17 protein-coding genes and 1 pseudogene are annotated in these 14,920 nt (G+C 59.8%); 12 read left to right on the top strand and 6 right to left on the bottom strand.

Annotated elements, in window-relative coordinates; translation table 11 throughout:
- Positions 1 to 124: 124 nt before the first annotated feature.
- A pseudogene (locus ATN37_RS00940) lies at positions 125 to 373 on the top strand (LysR family transcriptional regulator); the annotation flags it as partial.
- A gap of 698 nt (positions 374 to 1,071) precedes the next feature.
- Positions 1,072 to 1,320, top strand: a complete 249-nt coding sequence (locus ATN37_RS00935) for a hypothetical protein (RefSeq protein WP_058037587.1) — start codon at positions 1,072 to 1,074, stop codon at positions 1,318 to 1,320.
- Between the two features lie 386 nt (positions 1,321 to 1,706).
- Here the strand turns inward: ATN37_RS00935 and ATN37_RS00930 are convergent, their stop codons facing one another.
- Positions 1,707 to 2,255 carry a hypothetical protein gene (locus tag ATN37_RS00930; RefSeq protein WP_256933086.1) on the bottom strand — a complete coding sequence of 183 codons (549 nt, stop codon included), beginning with the start codon at positions 2,253 to 2,255 and terminating at the stop codon, positions 1,707 to 1,709.
- A 1,152-nt stretch (positions 2,256 to 3,407) separates the two neighbouring features.
- On the opposite strand from ATN37_RS00930, the gene ATN37_RS00925 reads away from it, so the two are divergent.
- Both ATN37_RS00925 and ATN37_RS00920 read left to right on the top strand, forming a co-directional pair.
- Complete coding sequence (locus tag ATN37_RS00925) at positions 3,408 to 4,280, top strand: hypothetical protein (RefSeq protein WP_218694631.1); 873 nt, start codon at positions 3,408 to 3,410, stop codon at positions 4,278 to 4,280.
- A gap of 71 nt (positions 4,281 to 4,351) precedes the next feature.
- Positions 4,352 to 4,972, top strand: a complete 621-nt coding sequence (locus ATN37_RS00920; RefSeq protein WP_256933085.1) for a hypothetical protein — start codon at positions 4,352 to 4,354, stop codon at positions 4,970 to 4,972.
- 430 nt (positions 4,973 to 5,402) lie between these two features.
- Here the strand turns inward: ATN37_RS00920 and ATN37_RS33065 are convergent, their stop codons facing one another.
- Complete coding sequence (locus ATN37_RS33065; protein WP_374103504.1) at positions 5,403 to 5,612, bottom strand: LuxR C-terminal-related transcriptional regulator; 210 nt, start codon at positions 5,610 to 5,612, stop codon at positions 5,403 to 5,405.
- 305 nt (positions 5,613 to 5,917) lie between these two features.
- Here ATN37_RS33065 and ATN37_RS00910 point away from each other — a divergent pair, with 305 nt between their 5' ends.
- Positions 5,918 to 6,712, top strand: a complete 795-nt coding sequence (locus ATN37_RS00910; protein ID WP_218694629.1) for a hypothetical protein — start codon at positions 5,918 to 5,920, stop codon at positions 6,710 to 6,712.
- 328 nt (positions 6,713 to 7,040) lie between these two features.
- On the opposite strand, the gene ATN37_RS00905 is transcribed toward ATN37_RS00910, so the two are convergent.
- Positions 7,041 to 8,075: a diiron oxygenase gene (locus ATN37_RS00905; protein WP_218694628.1), complete on the bottom strand. Its 1,035-nt coding sequence runs from the start codon at positions 8,073 to 8,075 to the stop codon at positions 7,041 to 7,043.
- 199 nt (positions 8,076 to 8,274) lie between these two features.
- Here ATN37_RS00905 and ATN37_RS00900 point away from each other — a divergent pair, with 199 nt between their 5' ends.
- The 3 genes from ATN37_RS00900 (at position 8,275) to ATN37_RS00885 (ending at position 9,852) form a co-directional block, all read left to right on the top strand.
- Positions 8,275 to 8,457, top strand: coding sequence for a hypothetical protein (locus tag ATN37_RS00900; RefSeq protein WP_308125191.1), 183 nt, complete (start codon positions 8,275 to 8,277; stop codon positions 8,455 to 8,457).
- An 829-nt stretch (positions 8,458 to 9,286) separates the two neighbouring features.
- On the top strand, positions 9,287 to 9,499 hold the full coding sequence (locus ATN37_RS00890; RefSeq protein WP_218694626.1) for a ribbon-helix-helix domain-containing protein: 213 nt from the start codon (positions 9,287 to 9,289) through the stop codon (positions 9,497 to 9,499).
- On the top strand, positions 9,496 to 9,852 hold the full coding sequence (locus tag ATN37_RS00885) for a type II toxin-antitoxin system PemK/MazF family toxin (protein WP_218694625.1): 357 nt from the start codon (positions 9,496 to 9,498) through the stop codon (positions 9,850 to 9,852). Before ATN37_RS00890 ends, ATN37_RS00885 begins: the two co-directional genes overlap by 4 nt.
- A gap of 779 nt (positions 9,853 to 10,631) precedes the next feature.
- Here ATN37_RS00885 and ATN37_RS00880 read toward each other — a convergent pair.
- Positions 10,632 to 11,009 (bottom strand): limonene-1,2-epoxide hydrolase family protein, encoded by a 378-nt coding sequence (locus ATN37_RS00880; protein WP_218694637.1) that lies wholly within the window; start codon positions 11,007 to 11,009, stop codon positions 10,632 to 10,634.
- Between ATN37_RS00880 and ATN37_RS32975 the strand changes: the two genes are divergently transcribed.
- Positions 11,010 to 11,420 carry a Mur ligase family protein gene (locus ATN37_RS32975; protein ID WP_218694624.1) on the top strand — a complete coding sequence of 137 codons (411 nt, stop codon included), beginning with the start codon at positions 11,010 to 11,012 and terminating at the stop codon, positions 11,418 to 11,420.
- Positions 11,421 to 11,454: 34 nt separating this feature from the next.
- Positions 11,455 to 12,843 carry a DUF1254 domain-containing protein gene (locus tag ATN37_RS00870; RefSeq protein WP_218694623.1) on the top strand — a complete coding sequence of 463 codons (1,389 nt, stop codon included), beginning with the start codon at positions 11,455 to 11,457 and terminating at the stop codon, positions 12,841 to 12,843.
- A 214-nt stretch (positions 12,844 to 13,057) separates the two neighbouring features.
- On the opposite strand, the gene ATN37_RS00865 is transcribed toward ATN37_RS00870, so the two are convergent.
- The gene (locus tag ATN37_RS00865) at positions 13,058 to 13,330 is read right to left on the bottom strand and encodes a response regulator transcription factor (protein ID WP_256933084.1); all 273 of its coding nucleotides are present in this window, start codon (positions 13,328 to 13,330) and stop codon (positions 13,058 to 13,060) included.
- On the opposite strand from ATN37_RS00865, the gene ATN37_RS00860 reads away from it, so the two are divergent.
- A complete protein-coding gene (locus ATN37_RS00860; RefSeq protein WP_308125189.1) occupies positions 13,286 to 13,810 on the top strand; it encodes a recombinase family protein in 525 nt (174 codons plus the stop codon). The two genes, ATN37_RS00865 and ATN37_RS00860, sit on opposite strands and share 45 nt — an antisense overlap.
- A 227-nt stretch (positions 13,811 to 14,037) precedes the next feature.
- On the opposite strand, the gene ATN37_RS33060 is transcribed toward ATN37_RS00860, so the two are convergent.
- Complete coding sequence (locus ATN37_RS33060; protein WP_218694622.1) at positions 14,038 to 14,385, bottom strand: helix-turn-helix domain-containing protein; 348 nt, start codon at positions 14,383 to 14,385, stop codon at positions 14,038 to 14,040.
- 200 nt (positions 14,386 to 14,585) lie between these two features.
- On the opposite strand from ATN37_RS33060, the gene ATN37_RS00850 reads away from it, so the two are divergent.
- The gene (locus ATN37_RS00850; protein WP_157902096.1) at positions 14,586 to 14,750 is read left to right on the top strand and encodes a hypothetical protein; all 165 of its coding nucleotides are present in this window, start codon (positions 14,586 to 14,588) and stop codon (positions 14,748 to 14,750) included.
- Positions 14,751 to 14,920: the final 170 nt, after the last annotated feature.

Raw genomic sequence — 14,920 nt, 5'->3', positions numbered from 1 at the left:
TGCGGGCAACCCGAACAACGTCCTCACGGAACTCTCGGGGATAGGGCTTCGGCATGGTGCACATCCTTCCAGCGGCACCTCTCGGCACCACAGATCAGATGTCACCTATCCGTGCAGCAGACCCGATTTCCTCGTATCAGCCTGTCGGCGAGCTGGGTTCGAGCCAACACTGGTTGTGAACCCAATCCAAGGGACGCCCCCCGTGACAGCTGTCGTGGGCAACGACTACGTCGCACTTGTCACCGCACCAGAAGGTCAAGCGTTGGGCGGCAGGGTGAGCGTGCTGGGGCTGAGCGATGCGCCGATGGTGCCCGTTCAAGCACTCTGGTTGCCGCACACCATTTCCGCCGCTCGCAGTGCACTTTTGGGATGACCGATCAGTCACTGACGAAATTTGCGGCGACTGTCGCAGCGAGGTGTGCTTTGGGGTTCGGTGTCTTGCCGGATCTCTCGTACTTGTGCCGGTGATAAAAGCAACCGAAAGGATGGCAACGAGTGAAGCGTCGACCTTCAGCGCAGCAGCATTCTGCGCGAAACGGTAAACCCGCATCAACTGACGTTGCGCCCTCGAACACGACGAGTTCGAGACCGGCGCCTCCCGATCTCGTTGCGGACAGCACGGGCAGCGACTGACTGCGCGTGGGCGGATTGTCCGGTCGAACGCGAAACGGCTTTCGAACACCATGAACAACCAGTTCAACCTCGGGGGCGGCGAACGACAAACAATGATGCTCGTTCCCGCCATGTTGCCCGCTCCAGCACGCCAAGTATCAGCGTTGGTGCGAAATCAACTTCGATGCTGCTCGACGCCACGACACTCGACCGGCGAAGTGGCCAGGATGCCGGTTTTCGCCGACGACCCGCAGTAGCTTCGGCTAACAACGCGCCTGTGAGCGATATCCGAGAAGAGGTTGCAATGCATCCTCGACGAGTCGATGCAATGGCGACTTAGACGTCCCTTCTTCTCGGGCAACAGGACAGTAAAATGTTGGTCTACGTCAACTGTGTCGACACGCGCGGGATATTTGGCCCTGTGAATTACTGCGGAGTTGCTCTGCGAGAATCAGATGCATGACCGAGAACAACGGCAAAACGAGCGGTGCGATAAGTGTGGGTTCCAGGGTCAGTGTTACGGCGCCTGGAATCGAGACCGAGGGGAGCGCGGTATGTACGGGCGTGGTCATTGAGGACTACGCCGACATGGTCATCGATTCCGGATCGGTGGGGCGAGATTGGGCTCCCGTGCATCGGTGGGCGATCGCACTCGATGACGGGCGACTGATATTCGCCAACGACGAAAATCTTGCTGCCGCGGACTAGAAGCTTCTCCGCACGAACTCGTAGGAGTTCTCCTGAGTTCGGTAGCTGGCAGCTGTGTCGGAAGCGGATTGTCGCGGAGTTCGGTAAATTTCCTGGTGTGGAGCAGGCGTCGACGTTGCGGGATGCCCAATTGGGTGAGGCCTACGTAGACCTTCCGCTCGATCGAGAGGCGCTGCAGTTGAACCTCACTCTGCAGCGACTGAGTGCCTAGGGAGCGGGACGATTACGTAGGACTGCGGTCGCCGAAGACACCAGGCTGTCCAACCACCCTCCACGTGGTTCCCCGTAGCGAGTGCGTATGGCTGGTGGCGCGATTACGCGACTCGATGATAGTCGGTCCACTGCAGGGCCCGTTCGAACAAGTTGAACACCTAAGATGTACTGCCCTAGCCATCCGGCGTGTGAAGTACTCCGTTCACTCGCACTGGAATTGGGGTACCTCCAGTGTCTCCTGCTGTGCGGCGCCGTATTTCGTCCAGGATTTGCTTGTTCGACATTTGTTGCAGCGACATCCTGGTAGGGGAAAGGGGACGGTTCTCTTCTTCGGTCATGTAGCCGGCGGCAATCAGCACTTCTTGGATCGGCGCATCGAACAGCACTGCGACTTGCCGAAGAACTTGCGGGGATGGCGACCGCACGATCGTTGCCCAATGACGCAACAACGACGGATACACCCCTAGTGCCCGCGCAGCCTCCTCGGTGCTCTCGTAGCCCCGAGCATCGATCTGGCCGCGAATCCACGCTCCGAATCCTGTGCGCATGGCCAGTATTTTTCCATGAAGGCCTGGATCGATATCGACTGTGCGCCACGAACGGCGAACTTTCGCCGAAAATTTGTGAATGCAATCTTCGCCATCGTCACCGTCAGCAAGCTCAACGCGAACACATGGGACCGAGGTTTTCTGCATCGCACTCGCCGTCGTCGTGATCCGCATCCGCGGAAACGCGTTCCACTCCTGTTGCGCATCAATCGCCGCACAAGAGTTCCTCGACGGTGGGGGACGTCTCGGGTTCAACCCCCTCGCGCCCGCTATTGCAGCGGCCACAGCGATCACACCACCGGCAGTGGTCCTTGGCATTCACGTACGAAATCGCAATCTGGTAACGGAAGTCGGAATGGACTAAGCCGCTTGCCGTTCGATCGTGAAAACGACACGGAGAGTGGGAACGCAAGAGTGTTGCCCCTGATCCGACCGTCAGCTGGAACCGATCCGCGACCCTCACGCCCGCGAAAGAACGACCACAATATTGCTGAGTTGTCGGAAGCGGAACGAAACGAGGACACCGCAACGGCGGCTGTACAGTCCTTGCCAAAGACGCTGTCTACTTCCACTTTTCATCAAAGGGGCAATCGCCGAACACTTCATCTTGGACTGGCACCGCTCCGTCAACGAAACCGTCGGCGGAGCAACGGCCGGCATGAGCAGTGCAGCAGGGGAGCAGCTGGCAACGTTCTTCACCCCTCGCGCACCAGATCGTCGAGAACCCACCAATCTGCGGGCGGCATGAAACTCACCTTGACCCCACCGTCGACTTTGCGCATCGGGTGGACGCCATCAGCGATATCGTCAAGACCGCCATCCCGAAGGGGAACTCACCGACACTCACCGCACACGGTCTGGGATGGAGCCTGTGCGCCGGAACCACCCATGCCTCCTTGCAGGAAGATATGGAGGTGTTCACCCGTATCGGTGACACGGTCGCAACCCGCACCGCGTCCGTGAGCGCTTCAGCGGCGCCATCGGCGTCGTTCTGTTCGTCACCGACAAGGGCGAACGCTCCTGAGCTCTAGGGCGACGACTGTGTCCGGAATCAGATCGAGGGTTCTGCACGCGGGGAAAAACGCTTATACAGAAGGAACATTCGTACTCGCACAACGGCAGAACAGAGTCGAAAGTCCCCGCTGAACGCCGGTGAAACGCCACCGAAAGTACGAGCGCGTCCCCGCAAGGGTTGAACTTTCTCCGGTTTGTGTGACTTCGAGTACTACTGGTCGGTAGCCTTCGCTCCGAGCGCATAGATGTGACTCGCGACACACCAAAAACGAGTGATGTTTCGGTGCGTCGATTCCATGCCTGAGGAGCCCAATGTCCAAGAATGCCTTGAGAACCCGAGTTGTCCCCACGATGGCAATCGCTGCAGCCCTTGCATTGATAGGAGGAGGCGTCGCTACTGCTGAGGAGAATTCCTCGCTCGGTTCGTCCGGTACACCCGCCGCTACTCCTTTGACGTTCGACGGGTGGTCGTCATGCCCCGTCGAAGACCTCGATGTCGCAACCTGCGCGACTGTTGTGGTGCGCGGCGGTTCGATGAAAATCGGGGGACTGACCGTGCCCGTACCCGACGGCGGACTCAAGATCGCCGGCGGAGTCAAGTACGCCACCCAACCCGACGGCAGCTTCGTCGAAACTTTCGTCCCCAAGCTGGACGGCCGCAACGGCGTGTACTCGAACCCGATCTCCGTCCCGGGTGGCGCCATCGGAATCGACACTCCACTGAATCTGACCCAGATCACCGCAACAGTCGAAGCTGTTGGGCTACCGAACATCAAGGTGCTCGATCAAGAACTGACGATGCCGGTACGACTGAAACTGTCGAACTCGTTGTTGGGTAACAACTGCTATCTCGGCTCCACGGCGAACCCGATCAACCTCCACCTCACGACCACCGGCAACCCGCCCTCGGAGCCCATCGGCGAATATCCCGGAGCAGTGTTCCCTGCCGTTCAGCACACCGACAATCTCTTCGCAGCTCCCGCCGCTAGCGGGTGCGGGGTCTTCGGTGCACTCAACTGGGCGGTGAACCTGCGAGCAGGAACCCCCTCGGCCAGCGGAAAGAACTCTCTGACCACTTCCAGCGACGTCTACACCGTCGCCGCGCGCAAGGTACGACCGCCGGCAGCTTCCGCTGCGCAGGCAACCGAACCTGCAGCTGTGGCGCAGATGGGAGCCGCCGGGTAGAGATCACACCCGCCTGAAATTCTTTCGACTGACGGTTCACCCCAAAGGTATTCGACAGAAAGGCACATCACATGTCATTACGCACAATGCTCGGCAAGGCCCCCGCGATCGTCGGGGCCGCAGCCGCATTGACCATCGCTGCATCCGGGATCGCAGCAGCGTCCACCACGATCAGCCCCGCCACAGCCACTCCGGTGACGGCCACCAGCAGTGGGCTCAGTTTCCTGACAACTGGCGGTCTCGAGTTGTACTGCACCAGCGTCAGCGGAACCGGAACCACCCCTGCGGCGCCCGGTAACGTGAACTCCGGAACGGGTGGCATCAACATCAACATCGCGAGCGTGGGACTGTCCGGATGTGACCTCGAAGGTGTGCCGGCAACGATCACCACGGCCGGTTCGTGGGCTCTGAACGTCAACGCCGACAGTGGATCACCGATGGGAAGTATCAAAATCCCCAACGGTGGAGCTCACGTAGTCGCTGGTAGCTGCGTCATCGACGTCACCGCCAGCACTGCCGGTCCCGTGCCCTACAGCAACACAACACATACCGTCACCGCCAACAACACCGGAACGGTGAACTTCACCTCCAACGGGGGAAGCGCATCCTGCCCGGCAGCAGGAGCCGGAACGGCGAAGATGACCGGGGCGCTCAAGTTCAACTCCGCGCCCGGCATCACCGTCACTCCCTGACCCGGAATGTAGTTGCGCCACAGACACACCCGCACTAAGTGAACTACATGCTGGTGTGGCTGCGGCGTACAGTTCGCGAACCGTCCCCCGGGACAGGTTGCTGCCTGAACAGGAAGATTCAAAGAACACATGATCGTTTGGCCGAGGACCCGCCCGATCCCTCATAGTATTTCTCCACGGCGGTGAAAATCCCTGATCACCTTCTAGTGCTTCACCGAGAACCTCAGTGCCTTACTGCCCATCCACGATCATGCATCATCTCACCAGTAGTGATGCGCTGGCCCTGTTGAGATGAAGATCGTAGTCGGCCTACGAATCGATCCGAATCGACTGTGACTCTCGGAACTCTGTGGCTCAGTGCTCGGTAGAAATGGTCGGCCGCGGCTGTGACGAAACGATTGACGGGCGAGTTCCGAGTGTCGGGACGCTTTCAGTGTCCTGCACGGTGGCGGTCAACTCGATGTTCGCAAATAGCGCTGATCGCTTCAAACCTGCATTCCTGCAGACCGTTCGATCGATTATGCGTGAAGGTGGGACTCACGGTTTCGGGTGAAATTCCGAGTAAGCGTGCTACTACTTTACCGGAATAGCCTTCGGCGACCCGTTCGATGATCTCTTCTTGGCGCTTACTCAATCGCATCACGGTCGCCTCCTGCGGCGGTATGGATGGGCGCGGCGGGAGCAACTCATGTTTTGCGTCCAGTGGGGACGTGGAGGCAAAATGATACACAACAACGTGGTCGATGCAGATATGGGGTTGCCGAATCCAACTTCATCGCGGGTGCAGGGTTGATCCTGGCCGTGCGTGATGATTGCCAGAGTCCGGCGCGGCTGTCGATAGAGCATCGAATCCTGAGCTGGTACCTCGTTCGTCAGATGTAGTACTGCAGATGGATGTGCAGCCGCGTACCTGCTGATTGACTCTCTCCCGGAAGGGAGCCGTCAATGAGTACGTCCGTCAACCGCAGCCGCTGGTCGATCGTTGCGTTGTCATGCGCCGGAGCGGCGTTGGTGGCCGCGTTCGTTCTGGGCCCGGCCGCGTTGTTACGCGGACGCTATCCGCAGTTCCAGGATCAATCCGTCATGAGTGAGCTGCTCGGTCGCGGCTTGGTCGACTACTGGGGTAGCAGAGTCCGCACCTATCCTCTCGGCTTGGCGGAGATGGTGGACTACTGGTTCGAGTGGCACGCGATCAAGATCGTCATCTCGGTGCTGCTGACCGCGGTTCTGGGTCTGCTCGCGGCGACTCTGTGGCAGAGATCTCTGACGGCCGGCGTAGGTTGCGTGGTCGCGGCGGCCACTACGACTGTGCTGTCATTGTTTTCGGTGTTTGTGGCTGTGCTCAACATCCAGTCGACGGTCGCACCCGTAGTCGCGCTGCTTCCGATGCTCTCCGCTGACAACGCGGACGGGCAGACAGCGCAGTCTCTGATCGAGAACGGTGTGCAGAGCGAAGACTCCGGGCCGCCACTGCTCGAGTTGCTCACACAGGTCGAGCACTACAACTGGGCGGCGATTGTCGCTACCGCCGGGGTGATCGCTGTAGTCGCAACCGGAACCGTCATCGCCTTCCGACGCTACAGGTCGTCGAACACGACAAACGGTGCCCACCGTCGGATGTTCGTCGCCCTCGGATCGCTCGGTGCTGTGATGACCATTGCGATGGCGCTGCTGTTCGTCGCGGCCGTTGTTGCCGTCGTCGATCCAGGAGAAGCTCTGCTCGGCGCGGTCGGCCTGTGACTCTATTGCCGGACAAAGATGAAGGCCGACGGCGTATCCATGACCGAATCGCGGAAGTGCTGAACGTCGCTCGCAGTACGTTGTACCGAAACCTGCAGTAGCAAAAGTGAATTCGCTACGTCATTGGAAATGTTGCGTCTCCGGCGGCACTGATGTCGCCGGTTCGGCCTCGATGGATGCGCTTACTACACTTCGACGGGGCGATTCGGGTGTGGGCCTGTGGTTGGCGCGCTGATATCTGTGCGCCAGTCCCTCGACTGCGGTGAGCGGGTAACGCAGCTGTCTGTCGAAGTGGGACAGGGGCAGCTGCGTCGTGGGTTGCAGATCGTCAAGCCGCGGCTCTCGACGGCTCGTTGCGGTAACGCGAGAGCCGGCCGTCGGTTCCGGTAAGCCGCCAGGACCAGAGGGTGAGCCGGGTGCGCATTCCGTTGGCGTCGGCGAGGCTCCGGACGTCTGCGCAGGACTCTGCAAGGAGTCGCCGGAAATCGGGGTTGCGCATCGAATAGGTCTCGCGCAGAACACTGCGGGGGATACCCAGCAACGTCGCGTCCTGCCGGCTCGGGACGACGATGGACCAAAACCCTATGCGCATGACTACAGGCGTGGTGAGGCCGAGTGCGAGGCGGTTGAATCGGCTCATGCGTGGAGCGTGATGGCGCAACCATGCATGGGCGAACCCGATGTGACGTGCTTCCTCGGCGAGATGGATCTGCATGATGCGGTCGGTGAGCGGGTGAATGCCACCGCCGCGCATGATGCTCTTCTGGATGTGGTCGATCGGCTCCTCTCCAGCGAGGATGATCTGAAAGAAGAAACTGGGCCACAGCGATCCCAGTAAACCGACCAGGGGGAAGGCCTTGACAAGCCACGTTGGGGCACCGTGGACCTCCGGAGCCACCCGGTTGGTGAACTCCTGAAACATCTGGATGTGGTGTGTCTCTTCGGTGAGTTCGTGCATGAAGTAGCGGAATTCGGGGTTCTCGTTCGCCAGGCCCATCAAGAACTGGGTACCGCCGAGAAGGAGCAGTTGTTCGAACTGGGAGCCGGTCTTTGTTATAGACGCGAGCCGAATCCGGGCAACCCGCCGTTGTTCGTGGGTTGAGAGCGCGCGGTACCAGTCGGTGTGGGACAAGGGGTCGACCGCGGGGAGTGTCCATCTTGGGTCGTCCGCGGGGGCGGCGAACTCGGGCGAATTCCAGGCGATGTCTTTGAACGCCTCGAAGTGGAGCCCTGTCGAGGATGCCTCGGACAGTGTGCGCAGAGTGTCGTGGTAATCGCGATGTTCGTTGACGGTATTGCGCCCCGGAGTTAACCGGACCGATGGCGCGTTACGCCGCGTGCGACGAAGTGTTAGGAACTGCATTTCGGGCTCCTTTGTGGCATCTATCTCAGATGGGCCCACAGTAAACTAAGTGTGACTACGCGTCCACAGTAACTGTATGAGTCTGCACGTCCACGGGTAAGTCCGGAAGGGCGAAAGGGACGCTCAATATCGCACCATGCACGCAGCTCTCGGCATTTGATGGTGGTGTGGGTCTGCTGTCGAGGCGAGGGTGCTGGACGTGGTCGACGGTGGCACGTTGGGCCGTTGTGTGCATCCGCCGACCTATACGGTGGGGTGGGTGCAGGACGAGGTTCTCGCGATCTCGTCACGGTCGGTGTCCCCGCTTGATCGGGTCGGAACTCACCTCGCCGAACTCGCGTCCCTGCACCGCGGCGACATCCGAGGCGGCGCAGACAGTTGATCATGTGGATCGGCCCGCACGTCTTTCGTCATGCGACGGGGATCCGATGGACCGTGGTTTGTTGCTCGGATGGCGATCGGTAACAGTGGAAATATCTCACCGGTAACTTTCAAGTTGTGTCAGTTCTCTTTCTTAAGTGACTGTGTAACAACCAGTTTCGATGGAATTCGCTATCTGAATTGAAATTCTGGGCGAAAATGCACGACGACCAATGGCTCTGGCAGGGGTACCTGTGCGCGCCACCGATGCCGGCGGAACCAACCTCGTCGAGATCGACATGCTCGTGACCGCCGACGCCATCACCGAAGTGCCGTCGGTCGGCTGAGACTTGTTCAGCGCCGAGCCTGCAAGGGCGGAGTATGCGTCAGGCGCTCCCGGAAAATGGGCGGTAGCCTTCAAGCATGAAACGGTCCAAGCCGGAACGCGTTGGGCTGTAGACGTACGGGCGAAGAGGGAATTTCTGCTTCGGAGCAACCTTTGGCCGCGTTACGTGAGTTGCGCCGGGCTAATCGAGCGTTGTCGCTTACCGGTGCCAAGGTTCTTCTGGATCAACTTCTGCCACCTCGCTAGCGCAGTCGCGGATCGCTATCACCGAAACGCCAGCGATCTGGCCCTGGGTCACCCCCTGAATGATGTCGACGGTGCTCGTCCAGATCGCAGGGTTGTTGACCGTGAAGGTACATCAAATCAGCACGGCAACTCCGGGTAGCTGTGAGGTTCGGAAGCGCGTCGGGGTGGTTGCTTCCTTTGAATGGGCTCTTTCTTACTGGTGAGGCGGTGTAGCCGTTTTCGCGGTGACCACCAGATCATACTTTGGTACGCTTAAAGTATGACCACGAAATTTACCATCAGTCTGCCTGACGAGGATGCACATCTACTCGACGAGTATGTGCGTGATCACGGACTTCGTGGCCGGTCGGCAGGAATTCGAGCCGCACTCCGCCTACTCTCGACGTCCGGACTCGAACGTGACTACGCTGCAGCCTTTGCCGAAGATGACGTAGATGAAGTGTGGGACGCTGTCACGGCAGACACGGAATGATTCGCCGCGCGCACATTCACTGGGTGGATCTCGATCCCGCGCAGGGCAGTGAAGCGGCGAAACGACGACCGGCGGTGGTGGTGAGCAACGACCGGGCCAACGCTACTGCAGAAAATCTCGGCAGGGGCGTGATCACCGTGGTTCCGTTGACTACCAATACCGCGCACGTGTTTCCGTTTCAGGTGATTGTCGAGTCCGACGAGTCAGGTTTCGCGCGAGCGTCGAAAGCGCAAGCGGAGCAGGTACGGTCGGTATCGGTTCGGCGTCTGGATCCTGAACCGGTCGGCAAGGTCGGGACGGAAACTTTCGCCGCGCTCGAGGATGCGCTGCGGTTGCACCTCGATCTGCAGTAACTTGGCGCTGTTGGGACCGGGTGATCGCCTCGATCGTCGGGGCGCGGTTGCCGAAGAACTCACGTAGTCTGCACCACTCGCTGATTGTTTCCCGTGCCAGCGCGGCAGTGAGTGTGCGTCTGACAAGCGGCAGGACGACGCGGCTTGCTAGTGATTTGTCTCGATACAGCGACCGAACCGACGGGTGGAACGCCTAAGGTGTGCTGGTCCAGCCGTCCGGGGTGTGAAGTGCTCCGTTCACTCGCACTGGAATAGCGGGTCCTCCAGTGTCTCCTACTGTGCGGCGGCGTATTTCGTCGAGGATTTGCTTGTTCGACATTTGTTGCAGCGACATCCTGGTCGGGGAGAGAGGGCGATTCTCTTCTTCGGTCATGTAGTCAGCGGCGATCAGCACTTCTTGTATGGGCGCATCGAACAGTGCTGCGACTTGCCGAAGTACCTGCGGGGACGGTGATCGCACGATCGTTGCCCAATGACGCAACAACGACAGATACACCCTAGCGCCCGCGCAGCGCCCTCGGTGCTCTCGTATCTCCGAGCATCGATCTGATCACGAATCCACGCTCCGAATCCTGTGCGCATAGCCTGTATTTTTTCATGAATCCGCGTACTCGATGTCTGTGTGCCGCTGCTTAGTGAATTTGATCATCGGATGGGATCAATGACGATCCACCTCGCGTACATCTTTGTCGAATGATGGGGGAGGGGCGTCATCCGTACCGGATAAACTTTGCCGTTGCCGTACTGCCGGAAGGGTTCACCTTCGCACGGTGCTGCAATCATCCAGCCAGTAGTTGGTTGATCGGTGCAAGATCGAAGTAGTCCCTCCAGGCCACGATCTTCGAGTCGGTGATCTCGAAGATTCCCATGACGGGGAGGACAACGTGCTTGTCGCCCAGATGGAAACGGTCGGTTCGCTCGTTGCAAACCCTTGCACCATCGGCAACCTGGTTGTGAATAATGAATTCGATCCCTCCGAAGGTTGAAATGAAACCCTCCAAGAAGTTCAAAATCTCGCTACGTCCGACTATCGGTTCCATCGGAATATTTTGGTAGACAGCGTTTTCGCTGAAGTACGAGGCGATAGTTTCGGCGCTACCGAGTTTCCACTCTCCGACTCGGTTTGGGGCACCTGATTCCGATACTCGCCGTCTGATGTGGAACACGTAGTCGACGAATCCGTAGGATCGACGGCACCGTTGGACCTCGGTGCCGGTCACCTGACGGGTTTGACGAGCGGCATCGTCGATCGAGGCCCTGACGGCTCCCGAGCGGCGCGGCGCACGACACCCGTGGCATCGGAAGTGGCACCGTGCGCTCGCTGGCGTCGTCAGAAGGCAGGTACGTTCGGTGACGACGGAGGTGTCGAGTCACGCGTTGGCGCTTCACCGGGTCGGCGGGACCTTGTTCGTGTCGCCGTCTCCGCCAACTTCGCGCGCGATCATCTCGACTTTCATTCGTCCCTGGAGGCATATTTTGTCTCCGCGAAGAAGCTGTTCGGCTCCGAACGCTGCCATGCCGGCACTGGACTGGACGCACTGAACTACTGGTTCACCCGGTGTGGGTGATTCGCGGCGTGGTTCTTTTCCGGACCATCTGGGTATGGCCGACATCGAATTGACGTATTCCTCCGGAGTTGTCCCCAGGGACGGAGAGCTTCCCGCTCGCGACCACATCGCGACGGTGTTCGACGAACTCGACTTCCAGACTGCGGTGCAGGCGTACTTGTGGGCCATCCCCATCGTATCCTGGGCGCAGTGGATGGACGTGCATACCAACATCTTCGGAGCAACTGCATCCGATATCGTCGTCTACCGCTCCTATCGTGACCGACTGGGCCTGATCACCGCCAACGCGACGACGCCGTACATCTTGAACTTCTTCGATCTCGGTACAACGGGTCCGTTGGTAATCGAGTTGCCGGCGGGGCCGACCGCCGGGGGCATCGCAGATTTCTGGCAACGAGAATTCGCGGTGCTCGGTGAGATGGGCCCCGATGCAGGCAAGGGCGGCAAGACCCTGGTAGTCGGCCCAGGCCAGAGTGCCGAGGACACAGGTGAATACACGGTTGTCCGCTCTCCGATGATGCACATCATGTTCGGCTTCCGCACGCTCGATCCGGACCCGGCGCGCTCGGGCGAGTTGGTCGGCGCCGTCCGGGTGTACCCCTACTCCGATCGTGAGAATCCGACTCCGACGCGTCTGGTCTCACCGGACGGCAAGCCCTGGAGCGGAATTCAACCGCGAGACTTTCGGTACTGGGAACTCCTGCACGAGATCGTGCAGGACGAGCCTGTCGAAGAGCGCGACCGCTTCCCGATGGCGTGGCTTCGGCAGCTGGGGATAGAGAGGGGCAAACCGTTTGCCCCGGACGATCGCTTGCGGAAGATCTTGCAGCGGGCAGTCGAAGTGGGGGAGGTGTTCGCTCAGGCGAATGCGTTCGTCAAACGGTTCCCCGGTTCGCGCTTCTGGCCGGATCGTCAGTGGGACTTGGCGATTGTTCTGGACAACTCCGCTCAGCGAGGCGGCAACTACGATGAGTTCTACGAACGCGCGTCGTGGTTCTACGAGGCGGTCAGCTTGTCCGAGGCGATGAAGAGTACGACGCCTGGACTCGGTCAGGCATATCTGGGCAGTTATTGCGACACGGACGGCCATTGGTTGGACGGCGGTAACAGCTACACACTCCACGTACCTGCCGATGCCCCGGCAAAACTCTTCTGGTCTGCGACGGTCTACTCGGTAGACACCCGCTGCCTGATCGACAACGAACAAGGCCGAGGCGACCGCGGCTCGCGAGATGCCGATCTTGTTGTCAACGAGGACGGTTCGGTAGATCTTTTCTATGGACCGACTGCTCCGGATGGGAAGGAATCCAATTGGGTTCAGACCATTGCGGGCCGGCACTGGTTCTCGTATTTCCGCTTCTACGGACCTCTCGAACCATATTTCGATCGAACGTGGAAGCTGGGCGACATCACGCCCGCCTAGATCATGTGTTCGGTGGTCGAGGTCTGTCGACGATTGCGCGGTATGTGACCTAGCCCGAACGGGCAGGTGTGACAGCAGGAACTCTCAGTCGCGTGGTAGGTGTGTGTGGCATGGAATCTAGCAGCACTGGAGGGGGCGTGTTGCTCGGCGCGGGGCGCTTAGTCGATGGGTGCAGTGGTGGTTCGGCAGGTGGGGTGGAGGTCTGGTGTCCGGTTCAGACGAGGCCGTATCGGCGTGCCACGAGGACGGCATCACGGCGGGTGTTGACGTCGAATTTTCGATAGATCCCGCGCAGGTGGGTTTTGACGGTGTTGACGGAGACGAACAGGTCAGCGGCGATGGCTTCGGTGGTATCGCCAGAGGTGAGCTTTGGCAGTACTTTCTGTTCGCTGTGTGTCAGGAGTGCTGGCGGGGGTTCCGGGGTGACTAGTGATGTCCGCGCGTGGCGTGCGAAGTCCTCGTCGAGTTGGAAATAGTTGCGCCACAAGGTAATTTATCACTCGCGTATTTCGAATCGGAATATCTCGATCTCGAACAAAATCCCAAACTGCAGCAGCACGCACTCCGACGAGCCGGCGCGATCCGCATCTTCACCGACTACGAATCCGGTTCCAAGACGCAGCGTCCCCAGCTCACCGAATGCCTGAACTACCTACGCGAGAATGACGGCGATGTTCTCGTCGTGTGGAAACTCGATCGCCTCGGACGGTCCGTCCGCCATGTCATCGACACCGTCCACAACCTCGGTGAACGCGGCATTGCCTTCCGTTTCCTCGCAGAAGGATTCGACACCGCCACCGCAGGTGGCGAATTCCTCTTTCGCATCATGGCAGCTCTCGCCCAAATGGAACGGCGCATGATCGTCGAACGCGCCCACGCCGCCTCGAAGCCGCCCACCGTCATGACCCCACACGCTCCGCACTCGCTCGCGCCCTCCGTGAACAAGGCAAAAGCCTCGATGCCATAGCTTCGACACTTGGTGTCGGATGCTCACCAGTCAGTCGAGTGAGCGCCGATCAGTCTGGGAGCTTGCGTAATTCGGCGATGGTCAGCCCCAACGAGTCCAATCGAGCCATAATGCTCCTCATTTCGACGTAGTCGGCTATCGGACCGTGCAGGCTCGTACATCCGCTGGAGGTTGGTGTCACGTGCATATTGGGAAAGATGCCGCTCACCCGTGTCAACACGTCACCGTCAATGAGAAACTGGTAGCGAATCGGAGCAGTCACCTTGATCGCCTAACATGTCGAGACACCCTGTGTTCGAGCCAGTTTTGCAGGGAGGCCAAGATAAGGCGTCACCCGTTTCGGATGACCGCCAGGCCAGCAGTTCAGCCTTCCGCTGTGCCGCCGACACTCGGTACTCCAGCTTGGCGTCTCGTGTGGCAGCATTGCGCCGCAGTTCACGCGAGATCGTGGACGGATCCCGGCCGAGACTGCGCGCGATCTCACGCACGCAAACATCTTGTGCCGCGGGAATCGCTAGCTGCTCCAGCTCAGGACACGGCACGTACTGCCCACCCGGATCGGTCAATTCGGTCATCGACATTCCGACACCCTGCCGGAACCGATGGGCTCCGACCCAGGAGACACGCCCACCGTTTCAGCTGCGCACTCCGAGGTGAAGCCCGTCGTTACCTCGCCAGAACTCGCGTTCGATGCTGCGCTGGGTTGTCGGTGCCCCCGGCGAGATCATCGTGGATCTGTCAGTCATCCAGCCGGTCCGCGCGGAAAGTGGGTCCCGTGCTGTGTGCTCAACGCGGGGACGTCCTCGACGTCGACGGAACCGAGATCATCGACCATCCGTACATCGAATGCCGAGAAGCTCTATCGAGCTTGGGCCTGAACCGCGCCCGCATCAAGGTTCCTCCGTACTCGCTCCACGTCAACGGTCCCATGCAGCATTAAACCTGGAGCAATTTTCTCGGTGAGGTCCGTGACTGCCTGATCGACCGGGTCTGCTGCACGGATAGGTGACATCTGATCTGTGGTGCCGAGAGGTGCCGCTGGAAGGATGTGCACCATGCCGAAGCCCTATCCCCGAGAGTTCCGTGAGGACGTTGTTCGGGTTGCCCGCA

Origin of the sequence: Rhodococcus sp. MH15, from assembly GCF_019266045.1 — a bacterium.
Lineage (GTDB): Bacteria > Actinomycetota > Actinomycetes > Mycobacteriales > Mycobacteriaceae > Rhodococcus_F > Rhodococcus_F qingshengii.
The sequence above is the reverse complement of the archived record's forward strand: the minus strand, read 5'-3'. Positions and strand labels throughout refer to the sequence as shown.